Annotated in this window: 11 protein-coding genes and 1 pseudogene; 11 read left to right on the forward strand and 1 reads right to left on the reverse strand. The window is 68.8% G+C overall.

The window, feature by feature from the left end; translation table 11 throughout:
* Positions 1 to 14: 14 nt before the first annotated feature.
* The 5 genes and pseudogenes from ACTJLF_RS10000 to ACTJLF_RS10020 form a co-directional block, all read left to right on the forward strand.
* Positions 15 to 2,366 (forward strand): annotated as a pseudogene (locus ACTJLF_RS10000) (YadA family autotransporter adhesin); the annotation flags it as partial.
* Between the two features lie 91 nt (positions 2,367 to 2,457).
* A complete protein-coding gene (locus ACTJLF_RS10005; protein WP_440883000.1) occupies positions 2,458 to 3,609 on the forward strand; it encodes a DUF2827 domain-containing protein in 1,152 nt (383 codons plus the stop codon).
* On the forward strand, positions 3,606 to 4,730 hold the full coding sequence (locus tag ACTJLF_RS10010; protein ID WP_019654601.1) for a DUF2827 domain-containing protein: 1,125 nt from the start codon (positions 3,606 to 3,608) through the stop codon (positions 4,728 to 4,730). The genes ACTJLF_RS10005 and ACTJLF_RS10010 overlap by 4 nt, the downstream gene beginning before the upstream one ends.
* A gap of 8 nt (positions 4,731 to 4,738) precedes the next feature.
* Positions 4,739 to 5,350 carry a hypothetical protein gene (locus tag ACTJLF_RS10015; RefSeq protein WP_440883001.1) on the forward strand — a complete coding sequence of 204 codons (612 nt, stop codon included), beginning with the start codon at positions 4,739 to 4,741 and terminating at the stop codon, positions 5,348 to 5,350.
* Between the two features lie 177 nt (positions 5,351 to 5,527).
* Complete coding sequence (locus tag ACTJLF_RS10020) at positions 5,528 to 7,798, forward strand: acyl-CoA dehydrogenase (RefSeq protein ID WP_440883002.1); 2,271 nt, start codon at positions 5,528 to 5,530, stop codon at positions 7,796 to 7,798.
* On the opposite strand, the gene ACTJLF_RS10025 is transcribed toward ACTJLF_RS10020, so the two are convergent.
* The gene (locus tag ACTJLF_RS10025) at positions 7,692 to 8,549 is read right to left on the reverse strand and encodes a helix-turn-helix domain-containing protein (RefSeq protein WP_126185365.1); all 858 of its coding nucleotides are present in this window, start codon (positions 8,547 to 8,549) and stop codon (positions 7,692 to 7,694) included. The two genes, ACTJLF_RS10020 and ACTJLF_RS10025, sit on opposite strands and share 107 nt — an antisense overlap.
* 134 nt (positions 8,550 to 8,683) lie before the next feature.
* Here ACTJLF_RS10025 and ACTJLF_RS10030 point away from each other — a divergent pair, with 134 nt between their 5' ends.
* The 6 genes from ACTJLF_RS10030 (at position 8,684) to efeB (ending at position 16,274) form a co-directional block, all read left to right on the forward strand.
* On the forward strand, positions 8,684 to 9,097 hold the full coding sequence (locus ACTJLF_RS10030; protein WP_354327193.1) for a hypothetical protein: 414 nt from the start codon (positions 8,684 to 8,686) through the stop codon (positions 9,095 to 9,097).
* Between the two features lie 196 nt (positions 9,098 to 9,293).
* Complete coding sequence (locus ACTJLF_RS10035; protein WP_126185367.1) at positions 9,294 to 12,161, forward strand: aconitate hydratase; 2,868 nt, start codon at positions 9,294 to 9,296, stop codon at positions 12,159 to 12,161.
* Between the two features lie 118 nt (positions 12,162 to 12,279).
* Positions 12,280 to 12,741: a metallophosphoesterase family protein gene (locus ACTJLF_RS10040; protein WP_019654607.1), complete on the forward strand. Its 462-nt coding sequence runs from the start codon at positions 12,280 to 12,282 to the stop codon at positions 12,739 to 12,741.
* Positions 12,742 to 12,928: 187 nt separating this feature from the next.
* Entirely contained in the window at positions 12,929 to 13,765 is an 837-nt protein-coding gene (efeU, locus tag ACTJLF_RS10045) for an iron uptake transporter permease EfeU (protein ID WP_145760423.1), read from the forward strand.
* Positions 13,766 to 13,773: 8 nt separating this feature from the next.
* Entirely contained in the window at positions 13,774 to 14,964 is a 1,191-nt protein-coding gene (gene efeO / locus ACTJLF_RS10050) for an iron uptake system protein EfeO (RefSeq protein WP_440883003.1), read from the forward strand.
* Between the two features lie 20 nt (positions 14,965 to 14,984).
* Positions 14,985 to 16,274 (forward strand): iron uptake transporter deferrochelatase/peroxidase subunit, encoded by a 1,290-nt coding sequence (gene efeB, locus ACTJLF_RS10055; protein WP_132797202.1) that lies wholly within the window; start codon positions 14,985 to 14,987, stop codon positions 16,272 to 16,274.
* The last annotated feature ends 32 nt before the right edge of the window (positions 16,275 to 16,306 follow it).

Here is a 16,306-nt window from a genome sequence, read left to right on the forward strand (position 1 = left end):
CCAGCAGCATTGGCAGCCTGTCGACAGGCCTCAGCACGACGAACAGCAGCGTCGCGAGCCTGTCGACTTCGACATCGACCGGTCTGAGCACTGCGACGAGCAGCATCGGCAGCTTGTCGACGGGCCTCAGCACAACGAACAGCAGCGTCGCGAGCTTGTCTACTTCGACGTCGACTGGCCTGAGCACCGCGACCAGCAGCATCGGCAGCCTGTCGACGGGCCTCAGCACGACGAACAGCAGCGTGGCGAGCCTGTCGACTTCCGCGTCCACTGGCATCAGCAGCCTCTCAACCGGCCTTAGCACGACCAACAGTGCGGTCGCCAGTCTGTCGACTTCTACCTCCACGGGCCTGAGTACGGCCACGAGCAGCATCGACAGCCTGTCCACGTCGACCTCGACGGGCCTGAGCACAGCGACCAGCGGCATCAACAGCTTGTCGACCGGGCTCAGCACGACCAACAGCAGCGTCGCCAGCCTGTCGACATCCACATCGACAGGCATCAGCAGCCTGTCGACCGGCCTGAGTACGACGAACAGCGGCTTGGCGAGTCTGTCGACCTCGACGTCCACTGGCTTGAGTACGGCGACCAGCGGCATCAACAGCCTCTCGACCGGCCTGAGCACGACCAACAGCAGCCTGGCCAGCCTGTCGACCTCGACCTCCACCGGCCTGAGCACCGCCACGAGCAGCATCGACAGCCTGTCCACGTCCACATCGACAGGGCTGAGCACTGCGACCAGCAGCATCGGCAGCCTGTCGACCGGGCTCAGCACCACGAACAGCAGCCTGGCGAGCCTGTCGACCTCCACGTCGACCGGCATCAGCAGCCTGTCGACGGGTCTCAGCACGGCGACGAGCAGCATCGACAGTCTCTCGACCTCGACCTCGACCGGCCTTAGCACTGCGACCAGCAGCATCGGCAGCCTTTCCACCGGCCTGAGCACCGTGTCGAGCACGGTCGACAGCCTGTCCACCGGCCTGAGCACCACGACGAGCAACATCGGCAGCCTGTCGACGGGCCTGAGTACGACGAACAGCAGCCTGGCCAGCCTGTCGACCTCGACCTCCACGGGCCTGAGCACGGCCACGAGCAGCATCGACAGCCTGTCGACTTCCACCTCGACGGGTCTGAGCACCGCGACCAGCGGCATCGGCAGCCTGTCGACCGGCCTGAGCACGACGAACAGCAGCGTCGCAAGCCTGTCGACCTCCACCTCGACCGGCCTGAGCACGGCGATCAGCGGCATCGGCAGCCTGTCGACGAGCCTGAGCACGACCAACGTCAACCTCAGCAGCCTGAGCACCTCGGTCGGCGACATCTACAACAACGGCACCAAGTATTTCCACGCCAAGTCGACGGCGGGCGACTCGGTGGCCAGCGGCCAGGAGGCGGTGGCGATCGGCCCGCAGTCGGTGGCCAGCGGTGCCAATTCCTTCGCCGCCGGCAACGGCGCGAAGGCGACGGCCGACGGCGCGGTGGCGGTGGGCTTCGGCGCACAGGCGACGGGCACCAACGCGATCGCCATCGGTTCGGGCGCCCTGGCCACGGGCTCGCAGGCCATAGGTGCCAATGCACGAGCGGGCGGCGGCGGCGTGGCCCTGGGCGACAACGCGGATGCCGGCGGCACGCCGCTGAGCCAGGCGCAGAACGTCTCCAAGGGCACGGCGATCGGCTTCGGCGCGGTCGTGCAGCAAAGCGGCGGCGTGGCGCTGGGCTCAGGCTCGGTGGCGTCCACCGCGGCGGGCATGGCCGGCTACGTGCCGGGCGGTGCGACGGCGCAGCAGGAGGCCGCGATCAGGGCCACCACCAGCACGCAGGCCGCGGTGTCGGTGGGCGATGCGGCCAACGGCCAGTACCGCCAGATCACCGGCGTGGCGGCGGGCACGGCCGACAGCGACGCGACCAACGTGGCCCAGCTGAAGGCGGCCTCGGCGGCTGCGAAGGCCAGCAGCGTGCAGTACGCGACCAACCCGGACGGCTCGGTCAACTACAACCAGATCACGCTGGGCGGCGGCCAGGCGCCGGGCGGCACGCGCATCAGCAACGTGGCGCCTGGCATCCTGCCGGGCGACGCGGTCAACGTGCAGCAGCTCAACCAGGTGCAGGGCCAGCTCGGCGACGTGGCGCGCGTCGCCTACTCGGGCACGGCCATGGCGTTCGCGATGTCGGGCACCTACCTGCCGACGCTGTATCCGGGCGAGAAGACGGTGGGCGTTGGACTGGGCAGCTACAAGGGCTACAGCGCGGTGGCGCTGACCTTCAAGGCGCTGTCCGACGACGGCAAGATGTCGTGGGGCGCAGGCCTGACGACCACCGGCAAGGAGTGGGGCATCAACGCCGGCATCGGCTGGAAGTGGAAATAAGCCACTGAAAGGCCGCCGAACCGGCCCTCGGCCGGGCGGCTCCCGCGCTTCGCGGCGTGGGAGCCGTTCCTTTTGGTACACACTCCGCCTCATGCGCATCGGCATTTCAGTCCTTACCCATGCGGGGCAGAACATCTGGGAGAACGGAATGGGGCAGAACGTCCTGTTCCTGGCCCGGCTGCTGCAACGCATCGGCTTCGTCGAGTCCGTGACCCTCATCGACGCGGGTGACCAGCAGGCCATGCCGCCGCAGGTCGACATGGCCGCCATGGGCCTGGGCTTCGGCAGCGCCCGCGAGCTCACCGGCGCGCTCGACGTGGTCATCGAGATGGCCGGCGCGCTCGACGTGCAGTGGCTCTCCTACTTCCGCGCGTGCGGCGGCCGCGTGGTGTTCCATTGCGTGGGGCAGCCCTTCGCGGCGCTGGCCGAGCCCATCGTGTTCACCGACAAGGGCCACTTCAGCAGGCCCGACCGCTGCGACGAGGTGTGGCTGCTGCCCAAGGACGCGGCGTTCGCGCCCATGATGCGCACCATCCACCGCTGCCCGGTGCACGAGGTGCCGTACCTCTGGTCGCCGCAGTTCCTGGCCCAGCGCGTCGCCGAGGTCGAGGCGGCGGGCTACCCCTTCGGCTACAGGCCGCGCACGGCTGAACAGCCGGGCTTCCGCGTGGCGATCTTCGAGCCCAACATCTCGGTGGTGAAGACCTGCAGCGTGCCGATGCTGATCTGCGATGGAGCGTACCGTGCCGACCCTTCCTCGGTGGCCTCGATGCAGGTGCTCAACACCCTGCACCTGAAGGATCACCCGACCATGCTCTACCTGGCGAATTCGCTCGATCTCGTGCGCCAGCACAAGGCGACCTTCCACGGCCGCAACGACTTCGCGGGCTTCATGGTGCAGTTTGCCGACGCGGTGGTCTCGCATCAGTGGCAGAACGACCAGAACTACGGCTATCTCGACGCGCTCTACGGCAACTACCCGCTGGTGCACAACTCGCCCTGGCTGCGCGACGCCGGCTACTACTACCCCGACTTCGACATCGCCACCGGCGCGGCGCAGCTGCGCGAGGCCGTGCGATCGCACGACCGGCAGCTCGACGACTATCGCGCCCGCGCGCAGCGCGTGTTCCAGTCGGTCGATCCCTTCAGCCCCGCGAACATCGAGGGCTACGCGCAGCGGCTGCTGCACCTGGTGGGCGGCAACGCCGACTTCCGCGCCGATGCCGCGAGGGCTGCCGCATGATGCCGGCCAAGCTCAGGGTCGGCGTCTCCATCTTCATCCGCAAGGGCGAACAGAGCCTGTGGGAGAACGGCGTCTACCAGAACTGCCTGTTCCTCGTGATGCTGCTGCTGCGCTCGCCGCGCGTGGAAAGCGCGGTGCTGGTGGCCGGCGGCGGCGACGGCGGCCCGGCGGACGCCACCAGCTTCCTCGCCGATTCGCCGGTGCCCATCATCGACATGGCCACCGCGGGCCAGCAGCTCGACCTCATGATCGAGATGAGCGCCCAGCTCGCCATGCCGTGGTCGGTGGCCTTCCGGGAGCGCGGCGGCAGGATCGTCTCGATGCGCGTGGGCAACGACTACGTGATCGACATCGAGCGCATGATCTTCGACAAGCCGCACGGCCTGCTGATCTCCGGCGCGCCCTACGACGAGGTCTGGACGATTCCCGAGTACGAGGTGTCGTGCAAGCCCTATTTCGAGAGCACCTTCCGCGCGCCGGTGCGCCTCATGCCGCACCTGTGGAGCCCGATGGTGCTGGAGCGCGCCATGGCCCGCGCGCCGCAGAGTCCACCTTTCGCCTACGAGCCCGGCCGCAGGCAGTGGCGCGTGGCCATCTTCGAGCCCAACATCTGCATGGTGAAGACCAGCTTCATCCCGATGCTCGGCTGCGAGGCCGCGCACCGCGCGCAGCCCAGGCTCATCGAGAAGATGTGGGTCTACAACAGCTTCCACCTGAAGGACAAGCCGCTCTTCATCGGCTTCGCGCAGAGCCTGGACATCGTGCAGCACGGCCTGGCCACCTTCGAGGGACGCTTTCCGATGTTCCAGGTGATGCCCGGCAAGATCGACGCCGTGTTCGCGCACCACTGGGAGAACGCGCAGAACTATCTCTATTACGAGGCGCTGTACGGCGGCTATCCGCTGATCCACAACTCGCACCTCATCGGAGACTGCGGCTACCGCTACCACGGCTTCGACTGCGAGGAGGGCGGGCTCGCGCTGCGGCGCGCCTTCGCCGAGCACGACGCCGACCTGCCTGCCTACCGCGAGCGCGCGCGCCGCTTCATCGCCACCCTCGACCCCGAGGGCGAGGAGAACGTGCGCGTCTACACCGCCGCCATCGAGAACCTTTACGCATGAGGACCGGGATGAAGCCGACCCCACGATTCCCCCGCCTGCTCATCGCCGCCCTGGCATGGGCCGCCGCCAGCGTCGCGTTCGCCCAGGGCGTGCTGGTGCCGCAGGCGCCGCCCGCCGCGCCGCAGGACACGCTCACGCGCGCCGCCGCGAGCGTGGGCGTCAAGCGCTGCCTGCCGGCGATCACGCGGCTGTCCACGCTCACCGTGCAGGGCAGCCGCAGCCACGACGTGCTGCTCGACTGGGACCGCAAGCGTCCCGACGCCGGCCCGATGTTCTCGCTGATCGGCATGGAGTTTCCGAACGCGGGCGTGGCGGCGTCGATCACCGCGATTCCCGACGAAAGCGGTGCCTGCACCGTATCGGCCGAGCGCATCTCGGTGGCGCCCTTCACCTGCGCGAGCGTCGGCCAGCAGGAACTGGCCAGCTACAAGATGACGCGGCTGCTGCCCAACTATGCCGTCTACACCGACGAGAAGGAGCCGACCTCGTCGGTCTCGCTGATCGACTCTCCGCCGGGCTGCCTGATCATCCGGCGCTACGTGGAATACGGCTGGCGCGATCCAGCGGCCGTGCCTGCCGCGCCCCCTGCCGCGGCGCCACAGCCTGCCCGGAAGAAGTAGGACGGCAGTACACACCTGCAAGCCAGGAGGCGCCCGTCTCCGACAAGCGGGGAGGCCCTTGGCCGTCCCCGGGCAAGGGCCGCAGGTTCGAAGAATGGTGCATGTCCGCGCCAATGCTGGATTTGCTGGATTGGATGAGTCGTGAATCCGCCGCGGACGCAAGGAAGGACACGCACCATGCCTCTGGCTTCATTCATCGGCCGCCGGGCCATGCAAGCTTTCTCGAAGGCGCTGCCGCCGCTGGGCGACACCGAGCGCGCGGCGCTGGAGGCCGGCACCGTCGGCTTCGAGGGACGGGTGTTCGCGGGGCACCCTGACTTCGACGCGCTCGCAGCCATGGGCCCGAATCGCCTGAGCGAGCGCGAGCAGGCCTTTCTAGACAACGAGGTCCGCGAGTTGTGCCGCATGCTCGACGACCACGCCATCGACCAGGCCCGCGACCTGTCGCCCGAGGTATGGCGCTACCTGCGCGAGAAGCGTTTCTTCGGGATGATCATTCCCGAGGAGTTCGGTGGCCTCGGCTTCGGCCACCACGCGCATGCCACGGTGGTGGCGCGCATCGCCACCGTCAACGTGGCCACCGCCGTCACGGTCATGGTTCCGAATTCGCTGGGGCCGGCCGAGCTGCTGCTGCGCTACGGCTCCAACACCCAGAAGGCCCACTACCTGCCGCGCCTGGCCGATGGCCGCGAGCTGCCGTGCTTCGGCCTGACGTCGCCCTACGCGGGCTCCGATGCGGCCTCGATCCCCGACCGCGGCGTGCTGGTGGAGCGCGAAGTCGACGGGCACAGGGTGCGCGGCTTCCTGGTCGACTTCGACAAGCGCTACATCACGCTCGCGCCGGTCGCCACCGTGGTCGGGCTGGCCTTCCATGCCGTCGATGAAAGCCGGCCCGAAGGCGAGCGCGAACTGGGCATCACCTGTGCGCTGATCCCGGTGCCGCAGGCTGGCATGGAGATCGGCCGCCGCCACCGGCCGATGGACAGCGCCTTCATGAACGGACCGATCCACGGCCGCCAGGTGTTCGTGCCGATGGACTGGATCATCGGCGGCGAGCAGCAGGTCGGGCAGGGCTGGCGCATGCTGATGGAATGCCTGGCCGCGGGCCGCGCGATATCGCTGCCGGCGCTGGGCTCGGCGATGCAGCAGACCGCGCTGTACGTGGCCAATGGCTACGGCCAGATCCGCGAGCAGTTCGGCATGCCTGTGGGCAGGTTCCACGCCGTCGCGGGGCTGGTCGCGCAGATGTCGGCCGAGCTGTACGCGAGCGACGCGGCGCGGCGCTTCACGGCCGCCGCGCTCGACAAGGGCGAGCGGCCCAGCGTGGCGAGCGCCATCCTCAAGGTGCAGCTGACCGAGGCAGGGCGGCGCGCGGTGAACCACGGCATGGACATCCTCGGCGGCAAGGGCATCATCTCGGGTCCCTCCAATCTGCTGGGCGTGGCCTACAGGCAGGCGCCGATCGCGATCACCGTGGAGGGTGCCAACATCCTGACGCGCGCGCTGATCGTGTTCGGGCAGGGCGCGGTGCGATGCCATCCGCACGTGCTCGACGAGATGGCGGCCGTGCAGGCAGGGGACGAGACCGCGCTCGGCGAGGCGCTGATGGCGCACGGCAGGCACGTCGCGGTGAACCTGTGGCGCAGCCTTTTCGGCGCGCCGCTGGTCGGCTCACCGCCCGACGATCTGGCGCACGAGGCGCGGCTCATCGCTCGCATGAGCGCCAAGTACGCGCTCACGGCCGACCTTGCGATGGGCCTGCTCGGCGGCAGCCTCAAGCGCATGGAGCTGCTCTCGGCGCGACTGGGCGACGTGCTCGCGCATCTCTACCTGGCGAGCGCCTGCGTGTGGCGCTATGGCGTGGAGCAGGCGCCGGAGATGCTGCCCTTCGCCAGGGCCGCGATCAGGCTGCAGATCGACGAGGCGGGCAGCATCCTGCGCGATCTGTACGCCAACCTTCCGACGCGAGGGCGCCGCCTGATCGGCGCGATGGTGCTGCGCCGCACCGCTCACCTGGCACCGCTGCGCGACGTGCAGTTGCTCGAGCTTGCCGAACTGCTGCGCAAGGACCCGCGCATCGTCGAGCGTCTGGCGCCCGACCTGAGCGAGCCCGCCGCGGGCGGCCTGCGCGACCTGATGCAGGCGATGGAACTGGGCGCGAAGCTCGGCGACGGCACCGCGGCGCTCAACAAGGTGCTGCGCCGCACGAACTCGCTCGAAGAGGCGGCGCGCTCTTCAACCGATCCCGAACTGGCACTGGCCTACCTGAAGGCGGCAGACAAGGTCATCCAGGTGGACGACTTCGAAGGCCCGCCGCGCGACGGGGAGGGCAGGGCGGACTTCAGCGAGCCGGCTGCTGCTGTTGCTGTGCCGCCAGTGCCGCCAGTGCGGCCGCCGTCTGTTCGTCCGCCGGAAAGAACGATTCGACCGCGAGTTCCTGCAGCGTGACGTCCACCGGCGTGCCGAAGATCGTGGTGGTGCTGATGAAGCTCAGCACGCCGCTGGGCATCACCACCTGGAAGGGCACGGCCACCGCCGACAGCGCGGTGTCGATGACGGGCGCGTCGTGGCTCACGGAGGGCGCCGGATAGGCCTCGAGTTCGTCGTGCAATGACTGCAGCTCGGGGTCGCCCGTGGCGGCGATCTGCTGCTGCAGCCGCTCGAGCAGGTGCAAGCGCCACTGCGCCAGGTTGGCGATGCGCGGCGCCACGCCTTCGGGGTGCAGGCTCAGGCGCAGCACGTTGATCGGCGGCTTCAGCAGCTCGGGTGATGCGCCCTCCATCAGCAGCGGCACCAGCGCGTTGTGCGCCACCAGGTTCCAGTGGCGGTCGACGGCAAGTGCCGGAAAGGGCTCGTGGCCCTTCAGGACCATCTCGATGGCGCGGCGCGCGGAAGCCATCGCTGGGTCGTCGAGCGAGCGCTGCCTGTACATCGGCGCGAAGCCGGCGGCCACCAGCAGCGCGTTGCGCTCGCGCAGCGGAACTTCCAGCCGCTCGGCCAGGCGCAGCACCATCTCCCGGCTGGGGGCGGCGCGGCCGGTTTCCACATAGCTCAGGTGGCGGGTCGAGACCTCGGCTTCCTGCGCGAGGTCGAGCTGGCTCAGGCGGCGATGGGTGCGCCAATGCCGAAGGTGCGCGCCGAACGGATCGCGCGCGCCGGGCTGGCCGGCCTTGTTCGTGTGGGAGCGGGTGGTGTTCATGGGCCTGCATTCTGGCGCGGCGGTGGAGCGGCGCCATGACCTCCCAGGTCATCGACCCGATGCGCGCGGCCCGGAATCATCGACCCCAACGCGGCAGGACCGGCTTGCAGCGTAACCACCCAAGGAGAGATTCCGTGTCCGTCTTCGCATCCCCCCGCTTCCTGCCCAACGTGATGTGGGCCGACGCCGCCTCCTGCGCCGCCACCGGCGCGCTGCAGGTGGCCTTCACCGACGCGCTGGCTCGCCTGACCGGGCTGCCGGCACCGCTGCTCATGGGCACGGGCGTGTTCCTCCTGGCCTACGCGGCCGCCGCGGCCTTCATGGCAAGCCGCAGCACGCCGCCGCGCACGCTGATCGGGCTCGTGGTGGTCGGCAACTTCGGCTGGGCCGTGGCCTGCGTCGCGCTGCTGGTGAGCGGCATGTTCCCGGTGACGGCGGTTGGCGTGGCCTGGGTGCTGGCGCAGGCCGTGTGCGTGATCGTGCTGGCCGAGCTGCAGTGGACCGGACTGCGCCGCAGCCGTGGCGGCGCGAACATGGCCCTGGCCTGAAAGGCTCGCGGAGCCTTGTTCGAGAAACACCGAGGATCCGGCTCTGCCGGTCCTCGGCCGTTGCCCTGGATGGCGGGTGGGCGAAGCGACACGAAGTGCGCGCAGCCTGGGGGCGAGTCAAGTTTCCCGACTAAGCCTGTTGACATTGATCCCCGCTATCCTTGAGAGGCTTCCACGAACAAACAGGAGTCTCTCTATGGCCAAAGCCCCGGCGCATGCCTTTGCGTCCACCCTCAAGACCTTCAAGACCCCGTCGGGCAAGTCCGGCAAGTACTGGTCGCTGAAGGAGCTGGCCAAGCAATATCCCTCCGTCGATCGCCTCCCCGTCTCCATCCGCATCGTTCTGGAATCGGTGCTGCGCAACTGCGACGGGCAGAAGGTCACGGCCAAGCATGTCGAAGAACTGGCCCACTGGGCGCCGAACGCCGAGCGCGTCGACGAGATCCCCTTCGTCGTCACCCGCGTCGTGCTGCAGGACTTCACCGGCGTGCCCCTGCTGGCCGACCTGGCCGCCATGCGCAGCGTGGCCGGCAAGCTGGGCAAGTCGCCCAAGACCATCGAGCCGCTGGTGCCCGTCGACCTGGTGGTCGACCACTCGGTGATGGTCGACCACTACGGCACGCCCAAGGCGCTCGACCTGAACATGAAGCTGGAATTCCAGCGCAACAACGAGCGCTACCAGTTCATGAAGTGGGGCATGCAGGCCTTCGACACCTTCCGCGTGGTGCCGCCCGGCTTCGGCATCGTGCACCAGGTCAACCTCGAATACTTCGCGCGCGGCGTCTACAAGAGCCCGAACGACAAGGAAGACAAACCTACGTACTACCCCGACTCGCTGGTCGGCACCGACAGCCACACCACCATGATCAACGGCATCGGCGTGGTCGGCTGGGGTGTCGGCGGCATCGAGGCCGAGGCGGCCATGCTGGGCCAGCCGGTCTACATGCTGACGCCCGACGTGGTGGGCTTCGAGCTCACCGGCCAGCTACGCGAAGGCGTCACCGCGACCGACCTGGTGCTCTACGTCACCTCGATCCTGCGCGCCGAGAAGGTGGTGGGCAAGTTCGTCGAGTTCTTCGGCCCCGGCGCAGCCTCCATCGCGGTGCCCGACCGCGCGACCATCGGCAACATGGCGCCCGAGTACGGCGCGACCATGGGCTTCTTCCCGGTCGACGAGATGACGGTGGCCTACTTCGAGGGCACCGGCCGCACCAAGGAAGAGGTCGAGCGCTTCGAGGCCTACTACAAGGCGCAGGGCCTGTTCGGCATGCCCAACCCGGGCGACATCGACTACACCAAGGTCGTCAGGCTCGACCTGAGCACCGTGTCGCCCAGCCTGGCCGGCCCGAAGCGCCCGCAGGACCGCATCGACCTGGGCCACCTCGCCACCAAGTTCTCGGAGCTCTACAGCAAGCCGAACGACGCCAACGGCTTCAACCAGCCGGCCGACAAGCTCAAGCTGCGCTATCAGCTCGCCGCCGCCGGCAAGAGCGGCGACGACGAAGCCGCCCCGCCGCCCGCGGGCGCGCCGCTGGACGTGGTCGAGATGGTGGCCAACCGCTCGACCAAGGCCGCTGCGCATGTGAGCGCCAGCGCGCCCGCTGCGCCAAAAGGAGCGGTCACCATCGGCAATGGCGACGTGCTGATCGCAGCCATCACCTCGTGCACCAACACCTCGAACCCCAGCGTGATGCTGGCCGCGGGCCTGCTCGCGAAGAAGGCGGTGGAGGCCGGCCTCAAGGTCAAGCCGCACGTGAAGACCTCGCTGGCCCCGGGCTCGCGCATCGTCACCGAATACCTCGAGAGGGCCGGCCTGCTGCCGTACCTCGAGAAGCTGGGCTTCTACCTCGCGGGCTACGGCTGCACCACCTGCATCGGCAACGCCGGCGACCTCACGCCCGAGATCAACGAAGCCATCGTCAAGAACGACCTCGTGGGCGCGGCCGTGCTTTCGGGCAACCGCAACTTCGAGGCGCGCATCCATCCGAACCTGAAGGCCAACTTCCTGGCATCGCCGCCGCTGGTGGTGGCCTTCGCCATCGCCGGCAACGTGATGGTCGACCTGATGACCGAGCCGGTGGGCAAGGGCAAGGGCGGCAAGGACGTGTACCTGGGCGACATCTGGCCGACCGCCAGGGAGATCGACGAGAACCTGCGCTACGCCATGAATGCCAAGTCGTTCCGTGCGAACTACGACAAGGTCAAGACCGACCCGGGCAAGTTCTGGAGCAGCATCAAGGGCACCACCGGGCAGGTGTACGACTGGCCCGAGTCGACATACATCGCCGAGCCGCCGTTCTTCGAGGGCTTCAAGATGGAGCCGCATGCGTCGGACGCGGGCTTCAAGGGCGCGCGCATCATGGCGCTGTTCGGCGACTCGATCACCACCGACCACATCTCGCCGGCCGGCTCCATCAAGGAAAGCTCGCCCGCGGGCATCTGGCTGAAGGCGCACGGCGTCTCGAAGGCCGACTTCAACAGCTACGGCTCGCGCCGCGGCAACCACGACGTCATGATGCGCGGCACCTTCGCCAACGTGCGCATCAAGAACCTGATGATTCCGCCGGACGCCAACGGCACGCAGGAAGAAGGCGGCGTCACGCTGTTCCAGCCCTCGGGCGAAAAGATGTTCATCTACGACGCGGCGATGAAGTACATCGCCCAGAACACGCCCACGGTGGTGTTCGGCGGCGAGGAATACGGCACCGGCTCGTCGCGCGACTGGGCCGCCAAGGGCACGCAGCTGCTGGGCATCAAGGCCGTGGTGGCACGCAGCTTCGAGCGCATCCACCGCGCCAACCTGGTCGGCATGGGCGTGCTGCCGCTGCAGTTCCGCGGCGCCGATTCATGGCAGACGCTGGGCCTCACCGGCAAGGAGCAGATCGACGTGGTGATCGGCAGCGAGCTGAAGCCGCAGATGGACGTGAAGCTGGTGGTGCACCGCGCCGACGGCACGCACCAGGAGGTGACGGTGCGCCTGCGCATCGACACGCCGATCGAGGTCGACTACTACAAGCACGGCGGCATCCTGCCCTTCGTGCTGCGGCAGCTGCTGGCTGCCTGAACCCAGCCGAGCCAGGCCGCGGAAACCGGCCCGGCTCGACTTCCTGCAGGCGGCGTCGAGCCGCCGCGCGAGGCGGTCGAGTACGGGGCTGGTCTTCTCGCCCGCGCTCCTTCCTCCCATGCTTCGCATCGGCCTGATCTCCGACACCCACGGACTGCTGCGGCCCGAGGCGCTCGCCTTCCTGGAGGGCAGCGATTTCATCGTTCACGGCGGCGACATCGGCAACGCCGCCATCCTCGAGACGCTGGCGCGCATCGCGCCGTTGACGGTCGTGCGGGGCAACAACGACCGCGAAGCCTGGGCCGATCGCATCGCGGAAACCGAACTGGTGAAGTTCGGCGGCGTGCGCGTCTACGCCATCCACGATCTCGCGCAGATCGACATCGACCCGCGCGCGGACGGTGTGCGCGTGGTGGTCTCAGGCCATTCGCACAAGCCGAAAGTGGAGGAGCGCGACGGCGTGCTCTACGTCAACCCAGGCAGCGCGGGACCGCGGCGCTTCAGGCTGCCGATCTCCGTGGCGGAGTTGCGCATCGATGGCGGCGCGGTCAGCGCCCACGTCGTCGAACTGGCTTCCTGATGCCGCTGTCCCGACGCGGGGCAATCATTACCATTCGGCAAGAAAAGCCCACAAATGAGAATGTTTCTTATTTGATGCGCTATGCTCGGACGCTCCTCCGTGGAGCCAGAAGCAAAGGCAAACGCAGACTCGCGCGCTGACCCATGCCGGCTCCGGAGAGCTTCAACCGCCTCCATTTCCGAAGCCGATGCTCATTCCATTCCTCATCATGCTGCGCGAAGGCATCGAAGCCGCGCTGATCGTCGGCATCGTTGCCAGCTACCTCAAGCAGAGCGGGCGCGGCGCGCTGATGCCCGCGGTGTGGGTCGGCGTGCTGCTGGCCACCGCGCTCTCGCTGTTCGCGGGCGCCGGCCTGCAGCTGCTGGCGGCTGAATTCCCGCAGAAGCAGCAGGAGCTGTTCGAAGGCGTCGTCGGCCTGATCGCGGTGGTCATGCTGACCTCGATGGTGTTCTGGATGCGCAAGGCCGCGCGGTCCATCAAGGGCGAACTGCAGGCTTCCATCGACAAGGCGCTGGGCAGGGGCGCGGACGGGCAGGGCTGGGCGCTGATCGGCATGGTGTTCCTCGCCGTGGCGCGCGAGGGACTGGAGTCGGTGTTCTTCCTGCTGGCCGTGTTCCAGCAGAGCAGCGGCTGGGAGGCGCCGGTGGGCGCGCTCGCGGGCATCGCCGTGTCGGTGGCGATCGGCTGGGGGCTCTACTCGGGCGGCGTGCGGCTCGACCTGAGGCGCTTCTTCCGCTTCACCGGCCTCTTCATTCTCCTGGTGGCCGCGGGCCTGCTCGCCGGCGTGCTGCGCAAGCTGCACGAGGGCGGCGTGTGGAACCACCTTCAGACGGTGGTGTTCGACATGAGCTCCACGCTGCCGATGGACAGCCCCCTGGGGGCGGTGCTCTCGGGCCTGCTGGGCTACCAGGCCGCGCCCGTGGTGGGCGAGGTCGTCGTGTACCTGGCCTTCCTGGCGGTCTCCCTGTTCTTCTTCCTGCGCTCGGCCGCTGCGCCTGCGCCTCGTACGGCCGCGGCCCGCTGAAACCTGCAATGTCTTCCTCTTCTCCCGACAACAAACCCCCTTCTTCGAACCTGATGCGCGTGGCGGTGGCCGCGTCGGCCCTGCTGGCGGTCGCCGGCCTCGCGGCCTTCTGGTACGCCTCCGGCGAAGCGAAGAAGGCGCCGGCCAAGGCGGCCGACAGCGCCGTCACCGTCACCATCCAGGGCAACGCCTGCGAGCCCAACGAGATCACGGTGCCCGCGGGGCGCACCACCTTCACCATCGTCAACAAGTCCAACCGCGCGCTCGAGTGGGAAATTCTCGATGGCGTGATGGTGGTGGAGGAGCGCGAGAACATCGCGCCGGGCTTCTCGCAGACCATGACGGTCAAGCTGCAGCCGGGCGAGTTCGCGATCACCTGCGGGCTGCTGAGCAACCCGCGCGGCAAGCTGCGCGTGACGCCCTCTGCCGCCTCCGAGGCGGAGGCCGCGCGGCCCTCGCTGGTCAACTACGTGGGCGCGCTGGCCGAGTACCAGACCTTCCTGCGCCTGGAGGCCGGCTCGCTCGACGATGCGGTGCGTGCCCTGGCCGACGCCATCAAGGCCGGCGACCTGCAGCAGGCGAGGGCGCTCTACGTGCCTGCGCACCAGGCCTACAAGCGCATCGAGCCGATGGCGGAGCTCTTCGCCGACCTCGACACCCGCATCAATGCGCGCGCCGACTACTTCGAGAAGCGCGAGGCCGACCCGGGCTTCAGCGGCTTCCACCGCATCGAGTACGCGCTGTACGGCCAGAACGACACGAAGGGCCTGGCGCCCGTCGCCGACAGGCTGATCGCCGACATTGGCGTGCTCAAGGAGCGGCTGCGCGGCCTGAACGTGCCGCCCGAGCGGCTCGCCGGTTCCGCGTCGAAGCTGCTGCGCCGCGTGGCCGACAACCTGCCGGCGGGCGGCGAGGACCACTACGGCCACGCCGAGGCGGCGAACCTGCAGGGCACCTACGAAGGCACGAAGAAGATCGCCGACCTGCTGCAGCCGCTGCTCGTGAAGGCGGCGCCCGCGCTGCAGAAGAGCGTGGACGAGCGCTTCGCGGCCCTCGATGCCGCGCTGGCGCCTTACCGCGAGGGCGACGGCTTCAAGCCCGCGCCGCTCGACGAGGCGCAGCGCAAGGCAATGACCGAGACCGTGCGCGCGCTGGCCGAGGAACTCGGCAAGGTGAATGCCGCGCTCGGCCTGGAATGAGTCAGTTGAGAGACAGCACCATGGAAAAGTCGAACGAGCCCGTTTCCCCGCATCGCCGCCGCATGCTCGGCGCGGCAGGTGCCGCCTTCGCCGGCCTCGCCGCCACATCGGCCCACGCCGCCGCTGCGCCCGCTGCCGCGGACGGCGGCGCGCAGGTCACCGACGCGCCGCAGAGCACCCACACGCAGGACCGCGTGCCCTTCCGCGGCAGGCACCAGGCCGGCATCGTCACGCCGCGCCCCACCGCCGGCATGATCGCGTCGTTCTACGTGCTGGCCGAGAACCGCGCCGACCTGGAGCGCCTGTTCCGCACGCTCACCGAGCGCATCGCCTTCCTCACGCAGGGCGGGCCGCAGACGGACCCCGACCCCAGGCTGCCGCCGGCGGGCTCGGGCATCCTCGGTCCGGTGGTGCAGCCGGACGGGCTGACGGTGACGGTGTCGGTCGGCTCATCGCTCTTCGACGAGCGCTTCGGCCTCGCGAAGAAGAAGCCGCTGCGGCTGAACCAGATGCAGCGCCACCCCAACGACGCGCTCGATGCCGCGCTGTGCCACGGCGACCTGTCGATCCAGTTCTGCGCCAACACGCCCGACACCAACATCCACGCGCTGCGCGACATCATCAAGAACACGCCCGACCTGCTGGTGCTGCACTGGAAGCAGGAAGGCACGGTGCCGCCGATCCCGGCGGTGCCGGGCAAGCCGGCCGAGAGCGCGCGCAACTTCCTCGGCTTCAGGGACGGCTCGGCCAACCCCGACTCGGCCGATGGCGGGCTCATGGACCGCATCGTCTGGGTGCAGCCCGGCAGCGACGAGCCGGCCTGGGCCGCGGGCGGCAGCTACCAGGCGGTGCGCATCATCCGCAACTTCGTCGAGCGCTGGGACCGCACGCCGCTGCAGGAGCAGGAGGCCATCATGGGTCGCCTGAAGCCGACCGGCGCGCCGATGGACGGCGGCAGGACCGAGCACGACGTGCCCGACTACACGAAGGACCCCGAAGGCAAGGTCACGCCGATGGATGCGCACATCCGCCTGGCGAACCCGCGCACCAAGGCCACCGAAAAGAACCTGATGCTGCGCCGGCCCTTCAACTATTCGAACGGCGTCACCAAGTCGGGCCAGCTCGAGATGGGGCTGCTGTTCATCTGCTACCAGGCCAACCTCGAGGACGGCTTCATCGCCGTACAGAAGCGCCTCGACGGCGAGCCGCTCGAGGAATACATCAAGCCCATCGGCGGCGGCTTCTTCTTCACGCTGCCGGGCGTGCGGGACGAGCGCGACTGGCTGGGGCGCTCGCTGATGTCCGCCTGAAGGCCGGGCCTTCCGAGGCCCCGCAAGTTTTT

The sequence above is a fragment of the Variovorax sp. 22077 genome (assembly GCF_052044195.1).
Taxonomy (GTDB): domain Bacteria; phylum Pseudomonadota; class Gammaproteobacteria; order Burkholderiales; family Burkholderiaceae_C; genus Variovorax; species Variovorax atrisoli.

Coding starts and splice junctions, on each gene's coding strand:
- ACTJLF_RS10010 (WP_019654601.1), top strand. CDS start 3,606: ATGATGCCGGCCAAGCTCAGGGTCGGCGTCTCCATCTTCATCCGCAAG.
- efeB (WP_132797202.1), top strand. CDS start 14,985: ATGGAAAAGTCGAACGAGCCCGTTTCCCCGCATCGCCGCCGCATGCTC.
- ACTJLF_RS10025 (WP_126185365.1), bottom strand. CDS start 8,549: ATGAACACCACCCGCTCCCACACGAACAAGGCCGGCCAGCCCGGCGCG.
- efeO (WP_440883003.1), top strand. CDS start 13,774: ATGTCTTCCTCTTCTCCCGACAACAAACCCCCTTCTTCGAACCTGATG.
- ACTJLF_RS10020 (WP_440883002.1), top strand. CDS start 5,528: ATGCCTCTGGCTTCATTCATCGGCCGCCGGGCCATGCAAGCTTTCTCG.
- ACTJLF_RS10040 (WP_019654607.1), top strand. CDS start 12,280: ATGCTTCGCATCGGCCTGATCTCCGACACCCACGGACTGCTGCGGCCC.
- ACTJLF_RS10035 (WP_126185367.1), top strand. CDS start 9,294: ATGGCCAAAGCCCCGGCGCATGCCTTTGCGTCCACCCTCAAGACCTTC.
- ACTJLF_RS10015 (WP_440883001.1), top strand. CDS start 4,739: ATGAAGCCGACCCCACGATTCCCCCGCCTGCTCATCGCCGCCCTGGCA.
- ACTJLF_RS10005 (WP_440883000.1), top strand. CDS start 2,458: ATGCGCATCGGCATTTCAGTCCTTACCCATGCGGGGCAGAACATCTGG.
- efeU (WP_145760423.1), top strand. CDS start 12,929: ATGCTCATTCCATTCCTCATCATGCTGCGCGAAGGCATCGAAGCCGCG.